Origin of the sequence: Clostridium sp. YIM B02506 (genome assembly GCF_022324845.1) — a bacterium.
GTDB lineage: Bacteria > Bacillota > Clostridia > Clostridiales > Clostridiaceae > Clostridium_T > Clostridium_T intestinale.
On the sequence record NZ_JAKGTG010000013.1, the window covers coordinates 83,686 to 107,282 of the forward strand.

Annotated in this window: 26 protein-coding genes; 5 read left to right on the forward strand and 21 right to left on the reverse strand. The window is 29.1% G+C overall.

Annotated elements, in window-relative coordinates:
• Positions 1–44: 44 nt before the first annotated feature.
• Positions 45–1,424: a tRNA (N6-isopentenyl adenosine(37)-C2)-methylthiotransferase MiaB gene (miaB, locus tag L1S49_RS11645; RefSeq protein WP_275299582.1), complete on the reverse strand. Its 1,380-nt coding sequence runs from the start codon at positions 1,422–1,424 to the stop codon at positions 45–47.
• Positions 1,425–1,535: 111 nt separating this feature from the next.
• On the opposite strand from miaB, the gene L1S49_RS11650 reads away from it, so the two are divergent.
• A complete protein-coding gene (locus L1S49_RS11650) occupies positions 1,536–1,709 on the forward strand; it encodes a hypothetical protein (protein WP_175550819.1) in 174 nt (57 codons plus the stop codon).
• Between the two features lie 33 nt (positions 1,710–1,742).
• Here L1S49_RS11650 and L1S49_RS11655 read toward each other — a convergent pair whose 3' ends face one another.
• From L1S49_RS11655 to L1S49_RS11690, 8 genes are all read right to left on the reverse strand, one after another.
• Complete coding sequence (locus L1S49_RS11655; protein ID WP_238904539.1) at positions 1,743–2,576, reverse strand: GNAT family N-acetyltransferase; 834 nt, start codon at positions 2,574–2,576, stop codon at positions 1,743–1,745.
• Between the two features lie 191 nt (positions 2,577–2,767).
• A complete protein-coding gene (locus L1S49_RS11660) occupies positions 2,768–3,760 on the reverse strand; it encodes a hypothetical protein (protein WP_238904541.1) in 993 nt (330 codons plus the stop codon).
• Between the two features lie 104 nt (positions 3,761–3,864).
• Positions 3,865–5,760, reverse strand: a complete 1,896-nt coding sequence (locus L1S49_RS11665) for a bifunctional 4-hydroxy-3-methylbut-2-enyl diphosphate reductase/30S ribosomal protein S1 (RefSeq protein ID WP_238904544.1) — start codon at positions 5,758–5,760, stop codon at positions 3,865–3,867.
• A 16-nt stretch (positions 5,761–5,776) separates the two neighbouring features.
• Positions 5,777–6,439, reverse strand: a complete 663-nt coding sequence (gene cmk / locus L1S49_RS11670) for a (d)CMP kinase (RefSeq protein ID WP_238904599.1) — start codon at positions 6,437–6,439, stop codon at positions 5,777–5,779.
• Positions 6,440–6,506: 67 nt separating this feature from the next.
• Complete coding sequence (locus L1S49_RS11675; protein ID WP_238904546.1) at positions 6,507–7,721, reverse strand: NAD(P)/FAD-dependent oxidoreductase; 1,215 nt, start codon at positions 7,719–7,721, stop codon at positions 6,507–6,509.
• Between the two features lie 105 nt (positions 7,722–7,826).
• The gene (locus tag L1S49_RS11680) at positions 7,827–8,729 is read right to left on the reverse strand and encodes a MurR/RpiR family transcriptional regulator (RefSeq protein WP_021802066.1); all 903 of its coding nucleotides are present in this window, start codon (positions 8,727–8,729) and stop codon (positions 7,827–7,829) included.
• Positions 8,730–8,821: 92 nt separating this feature from the next.
• Positions 8,822–9,364: a class I SAM-dependent methyltransferase gene (locus tag L1S49_RS11685; protein ID WP_238904549.1), complete on the reverse strand. Its 543-nt coding sequence runs from the start codon at positions 9,362–9,364 to the stop codon at positions 8,822–8,824.
• 15 nt (positions 9,365–9,379) lie between these two features.
• On the reverse strand, positions 9,380–10,090 hold the full coding sequence (locus tag L1S49_RS11690; RefSeq protein ID WP_238904551.1) for a pseudouridine synthase: 711 nt from the start codon (positions 10,088–10,090) through the stop codon (positions 9,380–9,382).
• A gap of 160 nt (positions 10,091–10,250) precedes the next feature.
• On the opposite strand from L1S49_RS11690, the gene L1S49_RS11695 reads away from it, so the two are divergent.
• Positions 10,251–11,066: a TIM barrel protein gene (locus L1S49_RS11695; protein ID WP_238904553.1), complete on the forward strand. Its 816-nt coding sequence runs from the start codon at positions 10,251–10,253 to the stop codon at positions 11,064–11,066.
• A gap of 40 nt (positions 11,067–11,106) precedes the next feature.
• On the opposite strand, the gene L1S49_RS11700 is transcribed toward L1S49_RS11695, so the two are convergent.
• Complete coding sequence (locus tag L1S49_RS11700) at positions 11,107–11,331, reverse strand: hypothetical protein (protein ID WP_238904556.1); 225 nt, start codon at positions 11,329–11,331, stop codon at positions 11,107–11,109.
• 153 nt (positions 11,332–11,484) lie between these two features.
• Between L1S49_RS11700 and L1S49_RS11705 the strand changes: the two genes are divergently transcribed.
• The 3 genes from L1S49_RS11705 to plsY all read left to right on the forward strand — a co-directional run bounded on the left by L1S49_RS11705 (position 11,485) and on the right by plsY (position 13,711).
• A complete protein-coding gene (locus tag L1S49_RS11705; protein WP_073016059.1) occupies positions 11,485–11,868 on the forward strand; it encodes a PadR family transcriptional regulator in 384 nt (127 codons plus the stop codon).
• A gap of 101 nt (positions 11,869–11,969) precedes the next feature.
• A complete protein-coding gene (locus L1S49_RS11710; RefSeq protein WP_238904559.1) occupies positions 11,970–12,992 on the forward strand; it encodes a branched-chain amino acid aminotransferase in 1,023 nt (340 codons plus the stop codon).
• Positions 12,993–13,126: 134 nt separating this feature from the next.
• The gene (plsY, locus tag L1S49_RS11715) at positions 13,127–13,711 is read left to right on the forward strand and encodes a glycerol-3-phosphate 1-O-acyltransferase PlsY (RefSeq protein WP_238904601.1); all 585 of its coding nucleotides are present in this window, start codon (positions 13,127–13,129) and stop codon (positions 13,709–13,711) included.
• A gap of 38 nt (positions 13,712–13,749) precedes the next feature.
• Here the strand turns inward: plsY and L1S49_RS11720 are convergent, their stop codons facing one another.
• The 11 genes from L1S49_RS11720 to L1S49_RS11770 all read right to left on the reverse strand — a co-directional run bounded on the left by L1S49_RS11720 (position 13,750) and on the right by L1S49_RS11770 (position 23,198).
• Complete coding sequence (locus tag L1S49_RS11720; protein WP_238904562.1) at positions 13,750–14,607, reverse strand: N-acetylmuramoyl-L-alanine amidase; 858 nt, start codon at positions 14,605–14,607, stop codon at positions 13,750–13,752.
• A gap of 91 nt (positions 14,608–14,698) precedes the next feature.
• On the reverse strand, positions 14,699–15,985 hold the full coding sequence (locus L1S49_RS11725) for an FAD-dependent oxidoreductase (protein WP_238904565.1): 1,287 nt from the start codon (positions 15,983–15,985) through the stop codon (positions 14,699–14,701).
• Positions 15,986–16,076: 91 nt separating this feature from the next.
• Positions 16,077–16,727, reverse strand: a complete 651-nt coding sequence (locus L1S49_RS11730; RefSeq protein WP_238904568.1) for a DUF5105 domain-containing protein — start codon at positions 16,725–16,727, stop codon at positions 16,077–16,079.
• 256 nt (positions 16,728–16,983) lie between these two features.
• Positions 16,984–17,703 (reverse strand): zinc ribbon domain-containing protein, encoded by a 720-nt coding sequence (locus L1S49_RS11735; protein WP_238904570.1) that lies wholly within the window; start codon positions 17,701–17,703, stop codon positions 16,984–16,986.
• A 413-nt stretch (positions 17,704–18,116) separates the two neighbouring features.
• Positions 18,117–18,773 (reverse strand): DUF5105 domain-containing protein, encoded by a 657-nt coding sequence (locus tag L1S49_RS11740; protein ID WP_238904573.1) that lies wholly within the window; start codon positions 18,771–18,773, stop codon positions 18,117–18,119.
• Between the two features lie 236 nt (positions 18,774–19,009).
• Complete coding sequence (locus tag L1S49_RS11745) at positions 19,010–19,771, reverse strand: TIM44-like domain-containing protein (protein ID WP_238904575.1); 762 nt, start codon at positions 19,769–19,771, stop codon at positions 19,010–19,012.
• Between the two features lie 245 nt (positions 19,772–20,016).
• On the reverse strand, positions 20,017–20,712 hold the full coding sequence (locus tag L1S49_RS11750) for an N-acetylmuramoyl-L-alanine amidase (protein ID WP_238904578.1): 696 nt from the start codon (positions 20,710–20,712) through the stop codon (positions 20,017–20,019).
• Positions 20,713–20,763: 51 nt separating this feature from the next.
• Complete coding sequence (locus L1S49_RS11755) at positions 20,764–20,943, reverse strand: hypothetical protein (RefSeq protein WP_238904580.1); 180 nt, start codon at positions 20,941–20,943, stop codon at positions 20,764–20,766.
• A 14-nt stretch (positions 20,944–20,957) separates the two neighbouring features.
• Entirely contained in the window at positions 20,958–21,161 is a 204-nt protein-coding gene (locus L1S49_RS11760; protein ID WP_238904582.1) for a BhlA/UviB family holin-like peptide, read from the reverse strand.
• Between the two features lie 136 nt (positions 21,162–21,297).
• Positions 21,298–21,915, reverse strand: coding sequence for a pentapeptide repeat-containing protein (locus L1S49_RS11765; protein ID WP_238904585.1), 618 nt, complete (start codon positions 21,913–21,915; stop codon positions 21,298–21,300).
• Positions 21,916–21,920: 5 nt separating this feature from the next.
• A complete protein-coding gene (locus L1S49_RS11770; RefSeq protein ID WP_238904588.1) occupies positions 21,921–23,198 on the reverse strand; it encodes a hypothetical protein in 1,278 nt (425 codons plus the stop codon).
• Positions 23,199–23,597 lie beyond the last annotated feature (399 nt).

The window sequence follows — 23,597 nt, forward strand, 5'->3', positions numbered from 1 at the left end:
ATTACCCTCCTAAATTAGTTTAAAAGCTCTTAAAATAAGAGCTTTTATTTACATTCCTCGCCAGTTAATGAGAATGAACCAGCTTTAGTTATATTTACATTAATTAATTTTCCTATAGAATCTTTTGAACCTTCAAAGTTAACAAGTCTACCGTTTCTAGTTCTTCCGGTAAGTCTTGATTCTTGGTTTTTACTTGTTCCTTCTACAAAAACTTCAACAGTTTTATTTTCGTATGTTTTATTTTTTCTCTCTACTATTTCATTTAAGGTCTTAACTAATCTATTAAATCTTTCATGCTTGATTTCCTCTGGAATTTGATTTTCCATTCTATCAGCAGGAGTATGATTTCTTCTTGAATATATAAATGTAAAGGCAGAATCGTATTCTACTTCTTTAACTAACTCTAGAGTATCTTCAAAGTCTTCATCAGTTTCACCAGGGAATCCAACTATGATATCTGTAGTTATAGAAACTTCCGGAATTTCTGCTTTTATTTTTTTAGCTAACTCGATGTATTGTTCTCTTGTGTAATGTCTGTTCATAGATTTCAGTATTGCTGATGATCCACTTTGAACTGGTAGATGTACTTGTTCACATACCTTATCACATTCTTTTATAGCTAAAATAACATCATCAGTTAAATCCTTAGGATGAGAACTCATAAATCTTATTCTTTCAAGTCCTTTAACTTCATTTAAAGTTCTAAGCAGTTTTGCGAAAGACATTCCATCATTTAAATCCTTACCGTAAGAATTAACATTTTGACCTAGTACAGTTATCTCTTTATATCCTTGAGAGATTAATTCTTCAACTTCTTTTACTATATCTTCTGGTTTTCTGCTTCTTTCACGGCCTCTTACATAAGGAACTACACAATAAGTACAGAAATTATTGCAACCATACATTATAGTAACAAATGCTTTAACATCACTTTTTCTATCTATAGGGAGACCCTCTACTATTCCATCCTCTTTATTTATAATTTCCTTTACTTGAACGCCATCTTTTTGAACTCTATCTAGGTATTCAGGGAACTTATAAGAGTTGTGTGTACCAAAAATTATGTCTACAAAAGGAAAAGTTTTAAGAACCTTATCAGCCATTCCTTTTTGCTGCATCATACATCCGCAAATAGCTATAATTAGATTTGGTCTTTCTTCTTTTAGTTTCTTTAATTGACCTAAATTTCCGAAAACCTTATTTTCTGCATTTTCTCTAACACAACATGTGTTGAATATAATGATATCGGCATCTTCTTTAACTTCAGTATTTGAATAACCTATTCTTTTAAGCATTCCTGATATTTTTTCTGAATCTTCTTCATTCATTTGACATCCATAAGTGGAAATATGAAAGGTTTGAGTTAAATTAGTTGATAAATTTTCTTCACCTTGTATCTTATCAATATATATTGAATTAGTCATGTATTGTTTCCTCCAATAGTATTTTATCAAATATAAATTATAACATAAAAATAAAAAATTTAGTAATAAAAATTATAAATTTGAGAAAACTAAAAAAAAGGAGGGATTTAAATGTATGATTTAAAATCACTAGACAATAATGATGAATACATGAATCCTAATAACGGACATCTACGTAATAAAGATATGAACTTTATTGCAGATAGAAGTTACTACAATGATAAACTTACCCCTTCATTGATGTATACAAAAAGTTCTTATGTACCAACAGAAGGATTATTTTAAAACCTAGAGATTTCTCTAGGTTTTAAAATAATCCTATTTGCTCCAAGTTAATATATGTTCTTTAAAATAGAAACCCACAGAGTTATAAAGGTTCATAGCCTTTACATTAGTAGGAGAAACACGTATAGAAAGTTCTTTAATGTTTTTAGTTTTAGCAAGAGATATAATGTAATTAAGAAAATGCCTACCTAATCCCTGTCCTCTATACTCAGGCAAGATGCCAAAGTTTACAACAGTATAAGTATTGTTTTTTATTATTTGACCATAGCCAATGGCTTTATCTTTAAAATACATGATAATAGCTAAATCATTTATATAATATTCTTGCTTCATATCAAATAGTATATCTGTAGTCTCTAAAGGAACTCTACTATCTTCATCAAAGATAATGTTTTGCAATGTAACTCTAGCATTTATATCGTCTTTAGTTTTAACATATCTAAAACTAATATCTTCGATATCATTAAAAGAAAAGTCTTCGATAGTTTTTTCAAGAATATAGCTCTCAGAATAAATGTTAAAATCCAATGCTTTAAGTAAAGAGATACTATCCTCATTAGCAATACTTTCATAACTATAAGAATGATTTTTAGTAAAAAATGATATAGGAAGTTCAGAAAAGTTAGGTGGAAAATATAAGCTTTTTATATTAAATACATTATTGCTTAAATGTTCATACCATATATATCCTACTGAATCATTTGAAATATATATATCAAAAGAAGACTTTAATAAAAATTTCATAACAAAAGATTTAGAATCATATTCAGATAAAAAATCTTCATTTAAGGGATTAACTTTAATAGCTTCTTTAATAGCCTTTTCAACTAATGGCCTATTATTCTTGTTTAGTCTTTCAGTCTTCATCTTAAATCACCACCTATATTGTGCACACATATAATCTGTAGGAGCGTTTCTAAGCTCCATTAAATTCCTCTTAACGCTAACTTGTAGGAGCTTCTTCTCAAGCCCCATCATTAATTTTACTCTATATTAATAAACATATAAATAGCTCTTTAGAATAATTTAACAGTTGTACTGTAGAAATCCTCTTTAATCTATATATCGGTAGCTTCTACATAAAATTTAAACCATGTATTTACATTTTCACTCTGTGCTAATATATTATTTAGCTCTAACTTATATTCTGAAATATTTTTATGAGAATGCTTTTTATAAATATCCCTGCAAATATCATAAAACTTATAGGGGAATACAGTAAAGCCCAAAATTAAATAAATATCCTCAAGAGAAAAACTATAATTTTTCTTATAAATCTCTATTAAATCATTAAAAGTTTGGTAATCCCAGTTTACTGATGGTTGATTTAAAATGCTGTTTAAAAGAGACCCTATATCCATATGATAATAACTATATTTAATCCTATTTATGTTCTTTAATTTAATTTTATTATCTGATTTAGTAAAATTATCTATTGTGATTCCACTTGCAGAAAACTTATATCTATGAGGAGTTTTGTTTTTAATGGTAGATAGGTTACTAAAAATTTTTTTGCAGTTAGTAAGTACTTCATCGTAATTTACTAGAATATCTAAAACCTGATTATCAAAGTAAGATTTAATTATGTTATTAGATATAGTATTTTTTAAATTAAGCATGTAGTCTATTCTTTTCAAATACCTTTTTATATATTTAGTATATTCCCTTTTAAAATTATATTTCTCAGGATGTAATTCTATGGTACATCTATGGAATTTATTTAGTAACAATATTGAATTTTTAAAAAAATCTATGTTATAAACGAAATCAGTATCTTCTCTAAAATATGATGTAAGAAAATATGAAGTATCTCTAGCTTTAATATACTTGTTCCCGTTATTAGTTTTAATGATTTTACCTATTTTTCTAAAACCATTGTTATATAAATCTTCGTAAAATTGTAGAAAGTCTTTTAACTGTGTTTTTTTGCTTCTATATGTATGAAGCATAAACATTTCGCTTTTGCAGTCAACTATATAGTCATTATCTTTAAAGCTTATACTATATCCTTCTATATTATAATTAGACAATATTTTTGAATAATCTTCCACTAATATTACCTCCTATTGCTTCCCTTATTTAAGTATATTCTATTAGTTTGAAGATAATAACAAAGAGTTCTTTCTAAAAACTTAGAAAGAACTCTTTTAAGACTTTACTCTAAAACTTTTGAACTTAATCCAATTTTTCTTTTCTCTTTATCAACATTGATTATTTTTGCTTTTACTACATCTCCAACTTTAAGTACTTCTGATGGGTGATTTATTTTCTTTCTAGATATTTGAGAGATGTGTAATAATCCATCTACCCCTTTTTCTAATTCTACAAAAGCACCAAAATCTGATAGTCTCACTACTTTACCTATTACTATGGTATCTTCTGGATATTTTTCTTCTATATTAGTCCATGGATCTTCAATTAAGTCTTTTATGCTTAAAGTTAACTTATTTTCATCTCTATTTGATGCAACTATTTTTGCTTCTATCTCTTGACCTATTTTTAAAACCTCTGAAGCTTTTGATATTTTTCCATAGCTCATCAGTGAAAGTGGTATAAGTCCATCTACACCATGTACATTAACAAAAGCACCAAAGTCTGCAAATCTTAAAACCTTAACTTTAACAACATCTCCATCATTAATAGCACTCCAAGCTGCATCCTCAATTACCTTCTTTTCGGCTTCTTCGATAACTCTACTAGAAGCTATTACATTTCCCTCTTCAATATTAAGAATTTTAACTTTTAAAGTTTTATTTAAATATGATTCTAAATTCTTAACAAAAGCCACTGATATTTGTGATTGAGGGATAAATATTCTTATTCCTTTATAGTATGAAACTAATCCACCTTTTGCAGAATTCGATACTGTTATATCAAGAGTAGCTTCCTCTTCTTTAGCTTTTGCTAATTCTTCTAATGCTATTTCTCTTTGAAGCTCCTTGCTAGATAGTAATACATAACCTTCAAAATTATAACTTAAAACCTTAGCTTTTATGCTTTTACCAACAACTACTAATTCACTAAAGTTATCAACCTTGTCAAAAGAAAATTCTGATTTTGGTATTTTTCCATCTAATTTATAACCAGGAATTGCTACATAAGCAGCGTCGTGATCTACTTTTAAAACCTCTACCTCAATAACCTCACCTATAGTAAGTTTTCTATCCATAGAATTCATTAGATCTAATTGATTTTCTTGTACTAAATTTTCGTTTTCCATAATTTCAACTACCTCCTTAATTACCCAATCAGGAGTTGATGCTCCTGCAGTAATTCCTATTAAATTTATACTTTTATTATTTATTAATTCAAATGGAATATCTGAAGCGTTCTCAATATGATAGGTCTTGGAACAGTTAGATTTACATATTTCAAATAATTTTGTGGTATTTGAACTATTTTTACCTCCAATAACTATCATCACTTGAACCTCTTTTGATATTTCCATTGCACTTTTTTGTCTAACTTCTGTAGCAGAACATATAGTATTGAAAGCTAAAACATCTTTAGAATGTTCTGAAACATAGGATAGTGTTTTTTCCCAAGTTTCTTGTTTTTCTGTGGTTTGAGATAATAAACACACTTTATCAGGTAAAGGTTCTATGATATTACCATCTTTAGTAACTAAGGCATTATCATCAGCCCATCCATTTATTCCTATAACCTCAGGATGATTTTTGTCACCCATTATAATAACCTTATAACCCTCTTTATTATATTTATCAGCTTTTTTTTGTATGTTAGTTACGTAAGGACAAGTTGCATTAACAGTAGTAACTCCATGAGTTTCAAGTTCTTCAATTACTTTCTTAGAAACTCCGTGAGATCTTATTAATACAACATCATCGGAAGTTAAATTTTTAATATCATCCATACTGATTGCATAGATATTATTATCTTCTAACATCGATACAACGTCATTATTATGTATTAAAGGTCCTAGGGTATAAATTTTTTTATTATATTTTTCTTTGTTTTTAATAGCTTCATCAACAGCTCTTTTAACTCCAAAGCAGAATCCTGCATTTTGAGCTAGTAATATTCTTCTCATTTTATCACCTTTATATTTATTTTACACTACCATTAATATAATTAGAAATTTTATTAACAACGCCATCTATATCTAATCCAGTAGTGTCAATTTCTATAGCATCATGGGCTTTAATTAGAGGATCAACTTCTCTATTAGAATCTATGTAATCTCTTTTTATTATATCACTTAAAATATCATCATACTTAACATCTAAACCATTATTTTTTAATTCCTCATAACGTCTATTAGCTCTTTCTTCAGGAGAAGCAGTTAAAAAGAATTTGAATTTTGCATCTTTTAAAACCACAGTGCCTATGTCTCTACCATCCATTATAACGTTATACTGTTTACTCATTTCTCTTTGAAGTTTAACTAGATTTTTTCTAACTTCAGGAATCTGAGCATAATTTGAAACATTATTACTTATAACAGGTGTAGTTAATAGTGATTGGATATTTTCACCGTTTAGGATTAAATTATCGTTTTCAAAATGCATTTCCATACTTTCCATTAAGGACATGAGTTTAGATATGTTATCAACAGATATATCTTGATTCATAGCTACAAGGGTTACAGCCCTATACATTGCTCCAGTATTTATATACATTAAATTATATCTTTTAGCTATGATTTTGGCTATGGTACTTTTTCCTGCTCCTGCTGGACCATCAATTGCAACTGAAATATTCAAAGTAATTCTCCTTTTCAATATTAGTATTCTAAGATATTATATCATAATAATGACAAAAATAAATTAATTTATTCTATATGGAATTTCCAGGTAAATAGCCTGTTGATAATGCAATTTGAACGTTATAACCTCCAGTAAAAGCATCTACGTCTACAACTTCTCCAGCAAAGGATAGATTTTGAATTAATTTAGATTTCATTGTAGAGGGGTCTATTTCTTTAGTATCAACTCCACCAGCCGTAACTATTGCTTCTTCAATAGGTCTTAGTCCTTTTACCTTCATTTTTAAACTCTGTAGTAAAGAAACTAAGGTTTTTCTTTCCTCTTTAGTTATAGAATTAACCTTTTTATCTTCATCGATTTTGGATAACTTTATAATTACTGGAATTAACTTTTTAGGTAATAAGTCATCTAGAGAATTTTTAAAATCTTTATTAAGATATTTTTGAAAATCTTTTTGTATTCTCTTATCTAGCTCCACTTCTGTTAGAGCTGGTTTAAGATTAATTGAGACCTCCATAGATTTTGACATATCTACATAACGAGATGCACTTAAAACTAATGGTCCAGATATTCCAAAGTGGGTAAATAGCATTTCGCCTTGATCCTTAAATACAGCTTTGTTATCTTTTAGAACTTTTAATTCTACATTTTTTAAGCTTAATCCCATTAATTCTTTAACCCAACTATCTATAGTTTCGATAGGAACAAGGGAAGGTTTGGGTTCTATAATGTTGTGCCCTAATTTTCTAGATAAAGAAAGACCTTTTCCAGTTGAACCTGTTAAAGGATAAGAAAGTCCACCAGTACAGAAAATGAAATGATCTCCGGATATTTTTTGATTATTATCTAAAATAATAGAATCAATCATATTGTTAGAAAAGTTTATATCCTTAACCTTACTAGATAATAAAATATTAACATTTGATTCTCTTAGAGCCGACTCTAATCCTTTAATAATATCAGAACTTTTATCTGATAGTGGAAACACCCTATCTCCTCTCTCAGTTTTTAATTTGATATTTTTGCTTTCAAAGAAATTAATGACATCTTCATTTGTATAACCATATAAAGCACTATAAAGAAAGTATGGATTTCCAGGTATGTAATTAAAAAATTCTGAAATATCCTTTTTATTTGTAACATTACATCTTCCTTTACCTGTTATAAAAAGCTTTTTGCCTAATCTATCATTTCCTTCAACTAATGTAACCTTGTGATGCTTTCCTGCTGAAATAGCTGCCATCATACCAGCTGGACCAGCACCGATTACTACTATATTTTTCAAAATAATCACCTCTATAAATAAAATCATGTTAATAATAAATGTTAAAATGTTATATTGTCAATAAATAATAAAATCAGCTTCACATAAATAAAGCTGATTTAAGTGCTACTCTTCTAAAATCTTTCCTCTATTGTAGGAATACACATTGTAGTCTTTCCATATTTCTTCTAAATCGTTAAAAGTATTTGTGATTTTATCTTTTTCTCTCATACCTACAGCTATAATAAGTGCATTTATAACAGATAAAGGCGCTACTAATGAATCTACGAAACTAGCCATATTACTTTGAGAAATTAAAGTTAAATCTGATTGCGTAGCTAAAGGAGATAGCAGTGAGTCTGTAATAGCTACAACTTTAGCTTTTCTTGAGTGAGCAAAAGATAAAGCGTCTATAGTTTTAGCTGCATATCTTGGGAATCCAATTCCTATTACTAAATCACCCTCACCAACATTAATCATCTGTTCAAATATATCTGAAATTCCATAACCTACAACTTTAACATTGTCTAAAATTACATTTAAGTAGAATCCTAAAAATTCAGCTAAGGCAGTGGAACTTCTTAAACCTATTATGTAAATTCTTTTTGCCATAAAAATAGATCTAACAACATCTTCAAAGGTTTTGTGATTTATTTTTTCTAAGGTAGCTCTTATGTTTTCTATATCTGCCTTTAGAACACCTTTTAAAGCGTTTTCTTCAGAAATATAGTCATTTGATAACTCTAATCTTTGAACAGTAGTTAATTTATTTTTAATTAATTCTTGTAATTCTTTTTGAAGTTTTGGATATCCTGAAAATCCAAGTTCATTTGCAAATCTAACCACAGTAGATTCAGAAACTCCAACAGAAGTTCCAAGTCTTGCAGCTGTCATAAAGGCTGCTTTATCATAATATTTTAGAATATATTCAGCAATTAATTTTTGTCCTTTGCTCATTCTAGAAAATTTTATTTGAATGATTCTCATCAAATCTTGATTTTCTTCATTAGGTTTTTGAAAATAATCCATATTGTTTTACTCCCATCATTTTTGCAATTATTAATTAATATAAATTCATTTTATCATTTATTTACAATTCCTACAACAAAGAAATAACAATTTTATTTCTTTTCTATAATTAACAATAACGGCGGGTTATTATCTCTATTAACATACTCTAATTTCATAATGCCGTATTTATTTTTAGGCAAGGTTTCTAAATAATTTAAAATGCAAGTTTTTTCTAGAAGCCCTTCATAATGTCCATAATAAACGGCAATTGTCATTATTCCACCTGATTTTAGCAAATTAAGTCCTTTTTTAATTGAGTTTAAAGTTGTCTCAGAAACTGTAGTTATGTTTTTATCTCCTCCAGGCAAATAACCTAAATTATAAATAATACAGTCAACATTTTCATTAACATAAAAATCTAATTTATCGTGAGAATCTAATATTAACTCAACATTTTCATATCCTTTAGATTTGTAGTTCTCTATAGAAATTTCTTGTATATCAAAAGCCACTACTCTTTTGAAAATATCTTTCAAAAAATCACAATCATGACCATTTCCCAAAGTACAGTCAATAGCTATTTCTTTATTTTGAGTGTATTTTAATATAATATCATGAGATATAGAACTTATGTCTTTAACTAAATTAAACATACTTCCTCCTATTTCTTAGAGCGTTTTTATATAATCTACTTCTTGAGTAGATAACTCTCTCCATTTACCTACTTCAAGTTTATCAAGTTTTATGTTTCCAATTGAGATTCTTTTTAATTCTATAACCTCATGATTAAAAGCTGAACACATCTTTCTAATCTGTCTATTTTTACCTTCCATTATGCTTATCTTTACTTTGCTATACTTATTATCAGAAGATATAACTGAAATTTTACAAGGTGCGGTTATATAACCTCCTATATCAACGCCAGATTTAAATTTTTCTAATTCTGAATTAGTAAAAGAGCCTACAACTTTTGCGATATAAGTTTTATAGAGATTTTTTCTTGGATGTATGATGTTATTATATAAGTCACCATCATTTGTTAGTAAAAGTAACCCTGATGAATCAAAATCCAGTCTTCCTATAGGGTAAATTCTCTCTTTAACATCTATTAAATCTATAACAGTTTTTCTATTCTTTTCATCTTTTACAGAAGTTATTATTCCAGTAGGTTTATTTAACATTATATATCTTTTAATTTCCTCAAGTTTAATTAAGTTACCGTTATAATAAACCTTATCTGTATTTATATCTATTTTTGTACCTAATTCAAGTATCGTTACTCCATTTACGTTCACCTTGCCAGCTAAAATAAATTCTTCACATTTTCGTCTTGATGCAACGCCGCACCTAGCCATATATTTTTGTAATCTTTCTTCCATATTCATCACCTAACTTTGTATTCTCTTAATAAATTATATTAAGTAAAAATAAATAAAGCAAATTTATTGTTTATTGGAATTTCCTGGGAAATTATTCTTGAAGCGATATATTGTTTTTTGATATACTATGGAATAAATATAAATTATAGGTGGTAAAACTATGGATAAATTATTATTTGGAATATCTGGAATACCTTTAGGTAATGGAGAGAAGTTTAATTATGCAAGTGGAATAGAATATCTTAATAGTATTGGATTAGATGCAATGGAATTTCCCTTTGTAAGATCCGTTAATGTTACTAATAAAAATAGAGAGAACATAATTAAAATGAAAGAAAAATATAATTTCTATCTGTCTGCTCATGGTTCCTACTACGTTAATTTAAATGCAGATGAAGAGGAAAAAATCTATAAATCTAAGGAGAGAATAATAAAAGGTGCAGAAGCTTTAGCTTCAGTTGGAGGTAGAAGCTTAGTTTTCCATGCTGGTTATTATCTTAAAACTTCCAAAGAAGACACATTAGATAAGATAAAAAATGAACTTAAAACATTGCCTAAAGATTTAGTTACATATAGGTTAGAGACTACAGGAAAGGCATCACAGTTTGGTGATATAAAAGAGCTTGTAGACATAGCAAAAGCTGTTTCTAGCTGCAATATATGTATTGATTTTTCACATATTCATGCTAGAGGTGTTGGCTTGTTAAAGGAATATAAAGATTTTGCAGAAATCCTTGAATATGTAGGTGAAGAATTAGGAAGAGATGCTTTAGAAGATTTGCACATTCATTTATCAGGAATAAATTATACAGATAAGGGAGAAAGAAATCATCTTCCATTAGCTGAAAGTGATTTTAATATAAAAGCTTGTCTAAAGGCATTCGTTGATTATAATGTTAAAGGCTGCATAATATGTGAAAGTCCTATATTAGAAAATGACGCTTTATATATGAAAAACTTATATAACTCATTATAATATTAAAAACTCCCTGCATTAAGGCAAGGAGTTTTTAATATTAAAAGTTGAAAAAACGACCTCTTCCAAGTACTAATAACCAAATAAGCATTGGATTATTGAAGAAACAATTGGTACCAAAAATTGAGTTATAAGGGTAACCGCATCCAAATCCTTGTGAACACCCAGAATTGTATGCACATGGCGGATTACATATACCCTGATTTCTTGTGGTACAGCAGTCTCTAGTGGTTGTAGAACAACAGCCACATCTTCTTCTTGACATGTTAATCACTCCAATCTCTTTTGTATAATATATGTTATTCACTAATACCATAAAATGTTAATAAGAATAAAACTTTGTCAACTTAATGAAGAATAAGAGAAAATTTGCCACAGTATATTTTTGGAGTATAATATAATTTGGAGGTGATAATTTATGCAGAGAAATAGACTTGTGGCTCCTAGAAATGTAGTTAATACAAAACAATTATACATTTTTTATATATTAAAAAAACTATCTAAAGGTGAAGAGGTTTTTGGTAACAAGATTTTAGAGGATTTTAGAAACAAATTTGAAAACGCATCACTCCCCTATCCCGTTTCTTCATCAACTGTATATGACACTCTTTATGATTTAGAAGAACGTGGCTATGTTAATTCGAAGTGGCTTGGCGATGAGTTTTTAAACAAAAGAAGTAAAAAAATATACACTATAACTGATTCAGGGATTGATTATTATAAAAACAACATAAGTGATTATGTTGATAACTTAAAGAAGACCAAAGGTATATTAGATATAATGATAGGTATGCTTTTATAAATATTTAAACAAGTTTTTTAAAATTTCATATAAAAATATGGAATTTTGGTGTAGAATAAAATTATTTAAAAAACTAACAAATCCTAAAGGGGGTAATTTATATGACAAAAGTTGATATTGATTGGAGTAACTTGGGGTTCTCATATTTAAAAACAGATTTTCGTTTTATTTCTAATTGGAAAGATGGAAAGTGGGATGAGGGTAATCTTGTAGAAGATAATATGCTAAAAGTTAGCGAAGCTTCTACAGCCCTTCACTATGGACAGCAATGTTTTGAGGGATTAAAAGCTTATAGGACTAAAGATGGAGAAATTCAATTGTTTAGACCAGATCAAAATGCTTTAAGATTAAATAGAAGCTGTAGAAGGTTATTAATGCCTGAAGTACCTGTAGAAACTTTTATAGACGCTTGTATGCAGGTTGTTAAAGCTAATGAGGCATACGTTCCTCCTTATGGAACTGGAGCAACTTTGTATTTGAGACCTTTTGTAATAGGTGTTGGAGACAATATAGGAGTTAAAGCAGCTCCAGAATACATATTCTGTGTATTTTGTTTACCTGTTGGTCCATATTTTAAAGGTGGTATGACACCAGTTAATTTTATGGTATCGGATTATGATAGAGCTGCTCCTTATGGAACTGGCGGTGCAAAAGTTGGTGGTAATTATGCGTCAAGCCTATATCCACATGAAGTTGCAGCAAAAAAAGGTTATGCAGATTGTATATATTTAGATCCTGCAACTCATACAAAAATTGAAGAAGTTGGATCAGCAAACTTTTTTGGAATAACTAAAGATGATAAATTTGTTACTCCAGTTTCACCGTCTATTCTGCCAAGTATAACTAAATATTCATTACTACATGTAGCTAAAGAATATTTAGAACTTGAAACTGAGGAGAGAGATGTATTAATAGATAATTTGGATGAGTTTAAAGAAGCTGGTGCATGTGGAACAGCTGCTGTAATTACCCCTATAGGAGGAATTGATTATAATGATAAACTTCATGTTTTTTATAGTGAAACTGAAGTAGGACCTGTTACTAAAAAGCTTTATGAGACATTATGTGGTATACAGGTAGGAGATATTGAAGCTCCAGAGGGCTGGATATATAAAGTTAAATAGATGACTTTAAGATTGTCACAAATTTGATTAGTATTTTTAATTAAATTTGTGACAATTATTTTTATTATGTTATATTTAAGTAATGTGTGCTATAATAAGTTCTCGAGAAGATGAAAATTATTTATTTGAGGTGCATAATGATTATTATTGTAAGTTTTTTAGTTGCATTTTTGTGTGGTTCTATACCGACAGGATATCTTATTATCAAAAGAATTTATGGTATAGATATAAGGACAAAAGGCAGTGGAAATATAGGCTCAACAAATGTAAAAAGAATTGCAGGAACTAAGATATCACTAATAACTCAAGTTATAGATATACTAAAAGGACTTCTTCCAGTTCTAATTAGTATTTTAATATGGACAAAATTTAATTTATCTATAAATAAAGAAGTATATATTTCAGTGGTAGCATTAGCAAGTATATTAGGTCACGATTTTACTCCCTTTCTTTCATTTAATGGAGGAAAAGGTGTAAATACTACACTTGGTGCATTTGTATTAATAGCCCCTATTCCAGTAATGACAGGAGCTATATTTCATATAGTTTTAAAGAAAGTTACAGATATAGTAGCTATTAGATCTATAATATTAGGAGTAATAATTCCACTAACTTGTGTAATAATGAGATTACCTTTACCAATAATAGTCACAACTACTATTTCAGGAATCATATTAATTTATAGGCATAAGGGCAATATAAAACAGTTATTTAATTAGGAAAATGTAAAAGCAGCACAATTGTGCTGCTTTTTAATTTACAAACCTAATAATTTTCTCCATGTATTTGGACCAACTATTCCATCAGCAGATAATCCATTAGATCTTTGGAAACTTATAACTGACTGCATAGTTTGAGGACCAAATATACCATCTGCTGCAACGCCTAATTTCTGTTGTATCCACTTAGTTATATTACCTCGAGCCCCTTGACTAACCATAGGAGCAGCTGCTAACGTCTTAGGGCCAGCAATTCCATCAACTACTAATCCAGAATTAAACTGTGTATTTATTTCTTGCTGAAGGGTTCTTACATTGCTATTACCGCTATTTGGTGGACTAGGAGGAGTAACCGGCATTGATGGTTCAGGAGTGATGTTTGAATTTGTTCCAGTTAGTCCTTTTACTATGGCTCTAGCTATGCTATCAGCATTGTATCTGTCAGCATCAGCTCTATTATCAACGAAACAGCATTCAACTAATATAGCAGGAGCTACCGTATTTCTTAAAACATAGAGATTTTGGCTTGTTTTTACTCCTCTATTTGGGTAATTTATTTCTGCTAGACTATTTACAACATTTCTTGCGTATTGTTCTGCAGTACTTCCGGTTCTGTAAATCCATACTTCAGAACCAGTTCCTCCACCTGCATTTAGATGAATCTCAACATATAAATCAACATTTTCTGAATTTGCTTTATTAACTCTATAAGATAGGCTTTGCCCAACTGAGCTAGCATTATCAATTCTACAAAATACAACAGTATGACCTTGAGCTAAGAGATAGTTTTGAACTAATTCTCCTATTTGTCTAGTACATATGCTTTCGATTAGATATCCGACAGCACCATAATCAGCACCTGACAAGGTATGTCCTACAGCTATTGCATATTTCATTTATGCATACCCCCTTTTAAAATAGTACTTAATATATTCTATTATTAAGTACTATTTTTGGAGACTGTTTTCGACAACATAAAAGTTTAATTTAGACTAATTTTTGATTAAATACGTTATCTAAACTTACCTTTTTAACTCTATTTTCTATTTCTTTAATATCTATAGAATATAGATTAAGGTCTTTCATTCTTTTAAAGTAATCTGATCCAGCAAAAGTATATCTCGATTTCCTACCTTCTCTTGTTTGAGATTTTTCATTTGCAAAGGATATAATATCGCCTATGGATAATGAGGCAGGGAGAGTTAATAAAGGTATGCCTAAACAAAATCTTACTGCATTATGTCCAGCTAAGCTTCCAGTTGAAATAGCCTCAGTATGTCCAACAAATAAACCTGATTTTTCGCCTGCACAGAATAAATTATCAACTCCTATTACTTTCATATCATTTGTTCTAGGAGCAACGGATAGATATCTAATAGAATTACCTTGAGATCCAGCCAATGGATCTACATATCTTGCTTTTTCTAATCCAGGTATTTTTCTTAATTTGTCAAGTGGATAGTATGAGGTCATTAGCTTCGCGTGTCCTGTATCTAACATTACAAGATTTTCTGCAAACTCTTTAAGTGCATATTGTTGACAAACTTTAGCTTCAAGTTTATCATAATTAACGTCTTCTGACGGAACTTGAAGGACTGCTACTCCCGTTGTCTCTAGCTGATTCTTTAACTCTTCTGATAAGCTGTCTTTAGCAACTTCACAGGAGCCAGAAAAAGCTCCAAGCTTATCATCATTTCTTTCACCAGAAAAATCTTTAACTCCAGCCCTTTCACTAATTGATATTCTAGGTCCGTAAGATGGACACCTTAATATACACATTGCACAGCCATTTCCGTATCTTTGACAGTTTCCCATTGGACCCGTAGAACCAGTGGTTTCAACGATTACGTCACCTTCTATATAATCTCCATTAGATAGACGAACTCCTTTAATTATTTTTTCATTTTGTTCTATATCAGTAACCCTAGTAATTAGGTGAAGTTTAATATCCATATCAGTTAATAATTTTCTAACATCGGGTTCAATGGATGTAACATCATAAAGTGAAGCATGTTCATGGCCAGGAAATTTTATATTTTTATGATTTGAATTTTTATCGCATAAATGTATAAGCTCAGGTGCACCTAATGCAATAAGTTCCTCAGCAGCAGTAAACCTACCGTTGTTTCGCATTATTCCACCTATATTTCCTAATCCTAATAACAAATCTGTCTTTTCAAAAACATGAACCTCTGCTCCAGCCTTTTTAGCTGTAATAGCAGCTGCGCAGCCAGTCCAGTTTAAATTACAACATAAAAAATAGAACTGTAACAACTCAATTAGATTAAAGTTGTTGCAGTTCTATTTCAATATTCAAATTTATACTTGTAATTATAAAGGCTATTTCTCTGGAGTAATTAATATACTATTTAATGCCATCTCCCGAAAAGATCATTTCGCTAAGAGCCTGGAGATCACTACCAAGCGGCACCCAAACATCATCCTCTAAGGTTAGATAACACTCAATAGACATGCGAGATTCACTTAATAAAGTTCCATTTGCAAAACTTGAACTAACTCCTTTATAAACTGAATTCATAAGTTCTTCATCTGTCATTGATGGGTTTACTGAATATAGCTCTTTAGTTTTTTCAATTCCTGCAGTTAATATTTTATTACGATCAAACACTTTGGTTTTAATTTCAACTACTGCAGTATCTTCTGTTGATGACACTGGTAATACTTCATAGTCTAATTTAGATAATCCAGTCATAAAATCTTTAATGAAACTATTTTTGACTTCTTCTGGTATGGAGGCTTCATCGCTATTTGATTTAAAAAAGTTCTTTAAAAATATTTTTTCTATTCCACCTGTGAGGTATTCTGAATCTTCATCATTTAAACCTATTTTATCTATGTTAGTCATGTCATTTTTAAATATCATATCTAGATAGATTTTAGTTGTCTCTTCTGGAGTCGCTTTAGGTTTAGTAGGCTCTGTTTTTGAGCATGAAACAATAGCAATAGTAACCATCAACAATGCTATTATACAAATCATTTTTCTTAGTTTTTTCATTAATATGTCCCCCTTGAAATTACACTGTTCTATGCAATTAATATATAGTTATTTTAGTAGGTCTACATCCATTGTAAATATTATCATAGAGTATTAAGAGGGACAAGTATATAAAGCGTGAATATTTTGATAATTTTAATAAATAAAAAACCACAACAAAGGGAACTAACCCTTAGTTGTGGAAATAATATTATATATTATTGAATTTTGATATTAAATGTCTTTTTAAAATCCCTAAATTGAAGCTTTTCCTAAATTACTTATTTGTATTTATTGAAGCATTTTTGATTTTTAAATATTGTCCATCTTGAACAGTTATATATTTTTCTGCTTGTAAGTTATCATTAGTTATTATACTTTGTAAACCTCCAAGACTATCTTTGTCAACTTCAATATATCCCATATTTGAATCTGGAACAACTTTATATTCTCCTGCTGGTATATGAACGCCTACCTTATACATACCAGATTTATAAATGCCATCTTCTGGTTTAAGAGAAGGCGCTTTATCAAATGCATACATATCAGCACTCTTTAGATTTACATACTGTCCATCTTTTACTGTTATAATAGTATTCCCTTGTACGTTGTCATTCATTACTATACTATCAAGTGTACCAGAACTATCCTTTGTAACTTCTACATATCCTAATCCTTTTGAAGAAATAACTATGTATTCTCCTGCTGGCATATCTTGACCGACCTTGTAATTTCCTGCTTTTATTTTGTTTTCATCTTCCTTTTTAGTTTCTGGTTTTGAATTTGATTCAGTTGTTATTTTTGAACCATCATTTTTCTCTTTGTCACTCTTATCTCCTAACAAGGAGCCTAAAGCACCTATAATTACTAATAATCCTATTCCTATTAGTAGAGTTTTAAGACATCCTCCTGCATTCTTTTGTCCACATTTAGGGCAGGTCTTTGCATTTTTGGATATTTCCTCTCCACAAGCTTTGCATTTCTTTAATTTTGTCATTACTATCTTCCCCTTTTAATATTATTATGTAAAATTATTATTCAATTTAGAGTATAATATGAGAAAAATAGACAAGCAATATATTCGACAAAGGTATGTATAAAATTACAAATTGTACAGTGAAAATATAAATGTATAAGCAAAAGATATAATAATATAATAAGTTGGTTTATAGAGTACATTGAGAGTATCCATAATTTAAACAAGGCAATTAACGTGAGGTGAGAAGATGCGGCATGATATTTATTATTAGTATTTCTTTTTACATTTATTACTTTATATATTACTTTTGAATTGTTATTTGGGTTAATTTTATTTGAAAGTTTAACTACATAAAAAAAGCCACAACCAAGTAAATTAATACTTAGTTGCGGTTTAATTGTAAATTTATAGCACCTAGTAGAAAAACTGTTTTATAAGGCAGTATACAAATCCTCTACAGGAAAAATAGTTTCCATAAGATTCTGGACATCACTATTTAGAGGCACCCAAACATCATCTTCTAAAGTTAAATAGAATTCAATAGATATAGGAGTTGCACTTAAAGTTCCATTTGCTAAATCTGAACCAATTTTTTTTAAGACTAACTCCGTAAGTTGTTGATCTGTCATTGATTGATTGGCTAAGTACTCTTCTTTAGCGAAATTTACACTATTAGCGCCTATCTTTTTAAAGTCAAATGCTTTAACTTTAATTTCAACTCTTGCATTATCTTTCTCTGAAGAAATTGGTGCAACTTCATATTCTACTTTGGATAAGCAAGTTATAAAATCTTTAACAAAGTTGTTTTTAGTTTCTTCTGAAATTGGAATATCTTTATCATTTGAATCTGAAACGCCCGCTAAAAATGCTTTTTCTATTTCAGCTCTAATTTGGTCTGAATCGTCAGCACTTAACTTTAATTTATCTATATTAGAAGCATCATTTTTTAGTAACACATCTAAATAGATTTTAGCCGTTTCCTCTGGCGTAGCTTTAGGTGTAATTGTTTTCTCTTTTGAGCATGAAGTAACAGCAAAAGTAACCATCAATAAAGCTATTGCAATACTCATTTTTTTTAGTTTTCTCATTAATATTTCCCCCTTGAAATTACACTGTTATATGTAATTAAGATATCGTTATTTTATTAATCTTATATCCATTGTAAATATTATCATAGAGCAGTAAGAGGGACAAGTATATAAAGTATGAATATTTTGATAACTTTAACAAATAAAAAACCACAACAAAGGGAATTCATCCTTAGTTGTGGCTAAGATTACATTATTTAATTACTTATCAGTGCTCCGGTGCTTTCGTAAATATTTTAATCAATACTAGACCTGCTATTGTTTAATGAACTTTCACCAATATATTTATTTGCTAATTCTATATCACTTTTTAATTTTGCATAAGATAATGCTTCAGAAGAGTCCTCAATTAATGACAATTTCCATTGACCATCAGTTAGTATAATTGTCCATACATTTTCTAATTCTTTTTTTTGTTTATCTCCTTCAACCACTTTTCCAGTATCTTTATTTATAAGATAATCTGTAAGAACAACAGTAACATTTAATGCTATTCTTGAGCCTTCACCATCACCGTTTTCCTTTTCTCTATACTCAATATGTAGTGGCTTTACTGAACGAATTTTATGAAGTTTACATATATTTTGTAAACCATCTTCTTCCCAATTTTCTAGAACAGTTATTTTTTGATTCTGCCAATACCATGAAGTCATCCATTCTTTTGCAACTTCTATATCAGTTTTTTTCCAAGCTGAATAAACATGTGTGATAATAGCATGAGATCTTTCATTTAGAATACTCCAAGAAAAATTATTATTTAGTCTACTCAACTGATAAAGTATTTTTTGAGATCTAGATATACTAATACGTTTTTTTATAGCTGAATATATCAGATAAGGTAACAATAATATTGTTATTATACCAAAAAATAATTTTCCAAGTGGACTTCTTGCAACCTCTTTAGCTATGATTCCTCCAGGCGAAGCATATACAGTAGTTGTAATGAACATACTCATTAAAAAAATAGATAATAACATAGTATAAATTTTTCTTTTCATAATGTCCCCCTAATATTTACTTTATAATTATATATTACCATATATCTAAATCTATTAAAATAAAAAACCATAACTAGGGGAATATACTATCCTTTGTGGCAATAATCTTTTAATCTGCATATATTATATTAGATCTCTGTTTAGTGGTTATTTTGACATTGTTTATAGCTACGAATAAATTATTTATTTTAGTTAGTAGATATTATCTCTTGCTCCTGCATCTTAATTGATGCAGGAGCTTTATATTACTTTTTTAATATATCAATAAAACTATCAAATCCAGCTTTCCTTAATTTATCCATTTGTACCTCTGCATTGGTTCTGTCTTTATATGATCCTGTAACTACTCTATAAAAGATTTCTCCATTTTCTGAATTTTGTGGTTGTGTAGGTGTTATGGTTGGTTCTTGAATTGATTTATTTAATATACCTTCTGCTATTAATTTTCCTATTGCATCAAATCCTTTTTCACTATAGATTCTTACATCCTCTGTAGCCTCTGTAAAACAGGTTTCTACAATAACTGCTGGCATATTAGTAGCTCTGAGTTCATATAACTTCGAGTTTACTTTCACACCTCTATTTTTAAGCCCTGTTGTGCCTAACTTATCAACAATTCTTTTAGCTAATGGCTCTGCTTGTCCTCCTGTTCCGTATATCCAAGTTTCTGTTCCTATAGCACCATTATATGAATCGTAGGCTTTGTTAAAATGGATACTTATAAAATATTCTGCACCCCACTCATTAGATCTATTTACTCCGTAGGCTAAGTCACTATTTACGTCACAATTCCCTGGTGTTACATCTAAAACTTCGTGACCTTCTTGCCTTAAATATTTTATTACTGAATCTTTTACTTTTCTATCCTCTGTAGTTTCATCTATAATTCCTCTTGCTCCTGTTGCTTGGAAGTTATGTCCTCCACGTACTGCTATTTTCATAGTTGATCATCCTTTCTTTATTTAAAATTTAAAGGAGTCATAAAACTCCTCTTACTCATTCTTAGCTTGTCTTGCTGTTGATTGTCCAAAATAGAAAGCTATTACTAAACTAAATACTGTTAAAAATTGCTCTGCTGTAACTTGACCTTTGAAACTTAGTATACAGAATACTGTAGTGAGTAATAATGCAATAAGTTTCTTAACTTGTAATAAACCTTTTAATTCTTTCATTTGTCATCTCTCCTTTATCTTTTAAAAATATGGTCCTTAACTTCTTTTACATCTGATTTAATATCCTCAATTATGCTAAACTTCTCTGTCAGCTTATCAAGTAGATCTTGATATCTCTTTTCTCTATCCCCCGTAGTTTTTAATACATATAAAAACAGGAAAACAAAAAGGGCATAACCAAGCCCTTGACTAATTGCTGCTTTCATTAAGTCATCCATTTTACACCTCACTTTATTATTTTTAAATATAAAAAGAGAGCTGATTACTCAACTCTCATGCGTTAAAAAATACTAACTATTTATAATTTAAACTAATTTAAATTATAACAATATAGTAGGTTCCTTAATGTTGTATCTATACAATCATACTCTGATTTCTAAAAAAAATTATTGCTTCATCATCATTTATAATTATTGGATTTTCTAGTGTTCCTTTGTTAATACTTCTTATACTAGTAGTGAAATCAAATTTAGTGTTTTTAAATGTAATATTGCTAATTATTGATTCCCAAAACTCCACACCATTAAAAATACATTGTTCAAATGTTATGTTTTTAATTATACTACCAGAAAATACATCATCTAATTTACAGTTATTAAAAAATGAGTTTTCAAAAAGAGATTCATTTGAACTTAATTTTAGCAATGTACAGTTATTAAAAGTTGAATTTGATATCTTACAGGAATCTATTTCAACTTTACCAAAATTAACATCATTAAAACTAATATTATTAAATTCACATCCGTATAATTTTGCCCCACCAAAATTTTTATTATTAAAGGTCATATTATCAAATTTTGAGTCTGTAATATAAACATCTAAAAAATTTAATTGGGTTAAGTCATTATCTGAAAAATCTATTTCATCTAAGATTAATCTTTTACCTTCAACAGTATTTTTAATTATTGAATTTATGTATAGATTATGGTTGTTTATTAATAAATCTAAGTCTATTTGTTTAATTTTTTTCATATTTATCACTCCGGCCACCAGATAATTTTATTTTCTAATCCTGATTCTTTTATAGCTCCTTCAAGCTCTTTTATATGATCAACTGTTAAGTTACTTTTATCAATTATAACTATATCATTACCATTTTTCTGAAACTCTTTCATTATATTTTTCATAGCATTTTCAACTTTAAATGCACCTTTTCTAGGTGAAGTTATAGGTGTTCCATCTGCTCCCATTGGATAAGATTCAAAACTCTTTACATCAATTTTCTTCCCAGTTACTGTATCTATAAATTCAGCTTTTGGATCTGAACTTCGTTCAATTTTTCCTAACTTTCCTTTTTGCTCTAGATCAAGACCAATAACTGCTTCTTTTTTAGAGCCTTCTGTTACTGCTTTTTTAGCTGGATCATATTCTAAACTTTCTAATTCTGACTGAGTTCTTCCGCCTGTATAAGATTTTGATGATTGTTTTCCTTTAATATATTTATATCCTGTATAAGCTCCGTAAGCTCCTACTACTACTTGATCCGCCTTAGTCCAAAAGCTTGCATTATCAAAGCACATTCTATCTATATCAGTTATTGTTAATTTAGATAAATCAACGCCTTCTTTATATAAATTAGTAAGTTTATAAACAAGATATGAATTGTGACTTAAAGTTGCTGCATCAAGCCTTTCATATGCTGCACTTCCATAATACCATACTAGAAAATACTTTTGTCCTTCATTTGCTGCATTTTCATACATAGGTGCATTTGGATTTAATTCTATTAATTGTCCTAAAGTAGGATTATCTGACATGCTATATGGTGAATCTATCATTTCTAAATAACTATCTTTTTCAGTTGAATTTTTACTTCCTAGATTATCAAAGGCATCTTGTCCTTCTTTCAGTAATGAAGTTACTCTTCCGAATATATAATTACCTAAACTTATCATAGCATTTTTTATTTTATCAAATAAACTTGTTTTAGTACTATAACTATTTCCTATAGCTTTTATACTTTTAGCGCATCTCGAATCTACTTCTTTAAATCTTCTTATAGTATAATCTATGTTGCTACACATCTTATCTATTTTAGTTTTTCTTTTTGATGCTTCACTATATATACTTGATAAACTATCTTCTGTTACTCTTAGTCTTCCTCTATCTACCTGTATTTGTACTCTTGCTGTACCTACATTTCTTTGAGAAGTTTCAAGCATCTGTTGAGATCTCTTTAGATTGCTTTTCATCTTATTCATCTCATTATAGGATATTCCTATAACATTACTATTTCCCATGTTAAGAGTTGCCAATCTGTCCCCTCCCTCTGTACCATATATAAGCATTTTGTTAACTTATTTACAATTATTATACATAATCTTACTAATGGAGACAAGTTTTACTTTTATTAATTAAATACTATAATAAATTTAATTATAGTATTAATTCTAATTGAATATACTCTTTAAATCCTGTCAATAATCAAGATAACATTCCCCCATAAAGAATGTTATTTCTATAAGGAAGGTTCCTATGATTGCTAAACACTATCTTTAATTTAATAGTATTTTACCTTCCTTATAGAAACGTTTTATAATTATCTCCTAATTGAATAGATATAAAAAGAAGGTATATAGTAGTAATCTGACACCTGTGTCAAGGACAATATAAAAAAGAGTGTTAAGCACATAAAAGATGATTTCTGTATTGAA

Bases quoted from the DNA above. Each gene is read 5' to 3' on its own strand.
- L1S49_RS11700 (WP_238904556.1), bottom strand. From the start codon at position 11,331: ATGTCAAGAAGAAGATGTGGCTGTTGTTCTACAACCACTAGAGACTGC.
- L1S49_RS11735 (WP_238904570.1), bottom strand. From the start codon at position 17,703: ATGACAAAATTAAAGAAATGCAAAGCTTGTGGAGAGGAAATATCCAAA.
- L1S49_RS11720 (WP_238904562.1), bottom strand. From the start codon at position 14,607: ATGAAATATGCAATAGCTGTAGGACATACCTTGTCAGGTGCTGATTAT.
- miaB (WP_275299582.1), bottom strand. From the start codon at position 1,424: ATGACTAATTCAATATATATTGATAAGATACAAGGTGAAGAAAATTTA.
- L1S49_RS11705 (WP_073016059.1), top strand. From the start codon at position 11,485: ATGCAGAGAAATAGACTTGTGGCTCCTAGAAATGTAGTTAATACAAAA.
- L1S49_RS11690 (WP_238904551.1), bottom strand. From the start codon at position 10,090: ATGGAAGAAAGATTACAAAAATATATGGCTAGGTGCGGCGTTGCATCA.
- L1S49_RS11695 (WP_238904553.1), top strand. From the start codon at position 10,251: ATGGATAAATTATTATTTGGAATATCTGGAATACCTTTAGGTAATGGA.
- L1S49_RS11650 (WP_175550819.1), top strand. From the start codon at position 1,536: ATGTATGATTTAAAATCACTAGACAATAATGATGAATACATGAATCCT.
- L1S49_RS11730 (WP_238904568.1), bottom strand. From the start codon at position 16,727: ATGAAAAAACTAAGAAAAATGATTTGTATAATAGCATTGTTGATGGTT.
- L1S49_RS11760 (WP_238904582.1), bottom strand. From the start codon at position 21,161: ATGGATGACTTAATGAAAGCAGCAATTAGTCAAGGGCTTGGTTATGCC.
- L1S49_RS11740 (WP_238904573.1), bottom strand. From the start codon at position 18,773: ATGAGAAAACTAAAAAAAATGAGTATTGCAATAGCTTTATTGATGGTT.
- L1S49_RS11765 (WP_238904585.1), bottom strand. From the start codon at position 21,915: ATGAAAAAAATTAAACAAATAGACTTAGATTTATTAATAAACAACCAT.
- L1S49_RS11680 (WP_021802066.1), bottom strand. From the start codon at position 8,729: ATGGATTATTTTCAAAAACCTAATGAAGAAAATCAAGATTTGATGAGA.
- L1S49_RS11665 (WP_238904544.1), bottom strand. From the start codon at position 5,760: ATGAGAAGAATATTACTAGCTCAAAATGCAGGATTCTGCTTTGGAGTT.
- L1S49_RS11685 (WP_238904549.1), bottom strand. From the start codon at position 9,364: ATGTTTAATTTAGTTAAAGACATAAGTTCTATATCTCATGATATTATA.
- L1S49_RS11745 (WP_238904575.1), bottom strand. From the start codon at position 19,771: ATGAAAAGAAAAATTTATACTATGTTATTATCTATTTTTTTAATGAGT.
- L1S49_RS11755 (WP_238904580.1), bottom strand. From the start codon at position 20,943: ATGAAAGAATTAAAAGGTTTATTACAAGTTAAGAAACTTATTGCATTA.
- L1S49_RS11750 (WP_238904578.1), bottom strand. From the start codon at position 20,712: ATGAAAATAGCAGTACGTGGAGGACATAACTTCCAAGCAACAGGAGCA.
- L1S49_RS11710 (WP_238904559.1), top strand. From the start codon at position 11,970: ATGACAAAAGTTGATATTGATTGGAGTAACTTGGGGTTCTCATATTTA.
- L1S49_RS11655 (WP_238904539.1), bottom strand. From the start codon at position 2,576: ATGAAGACTGAAAGACTAAACAAGAATAATAGGCCATTAGTTGAAAAG.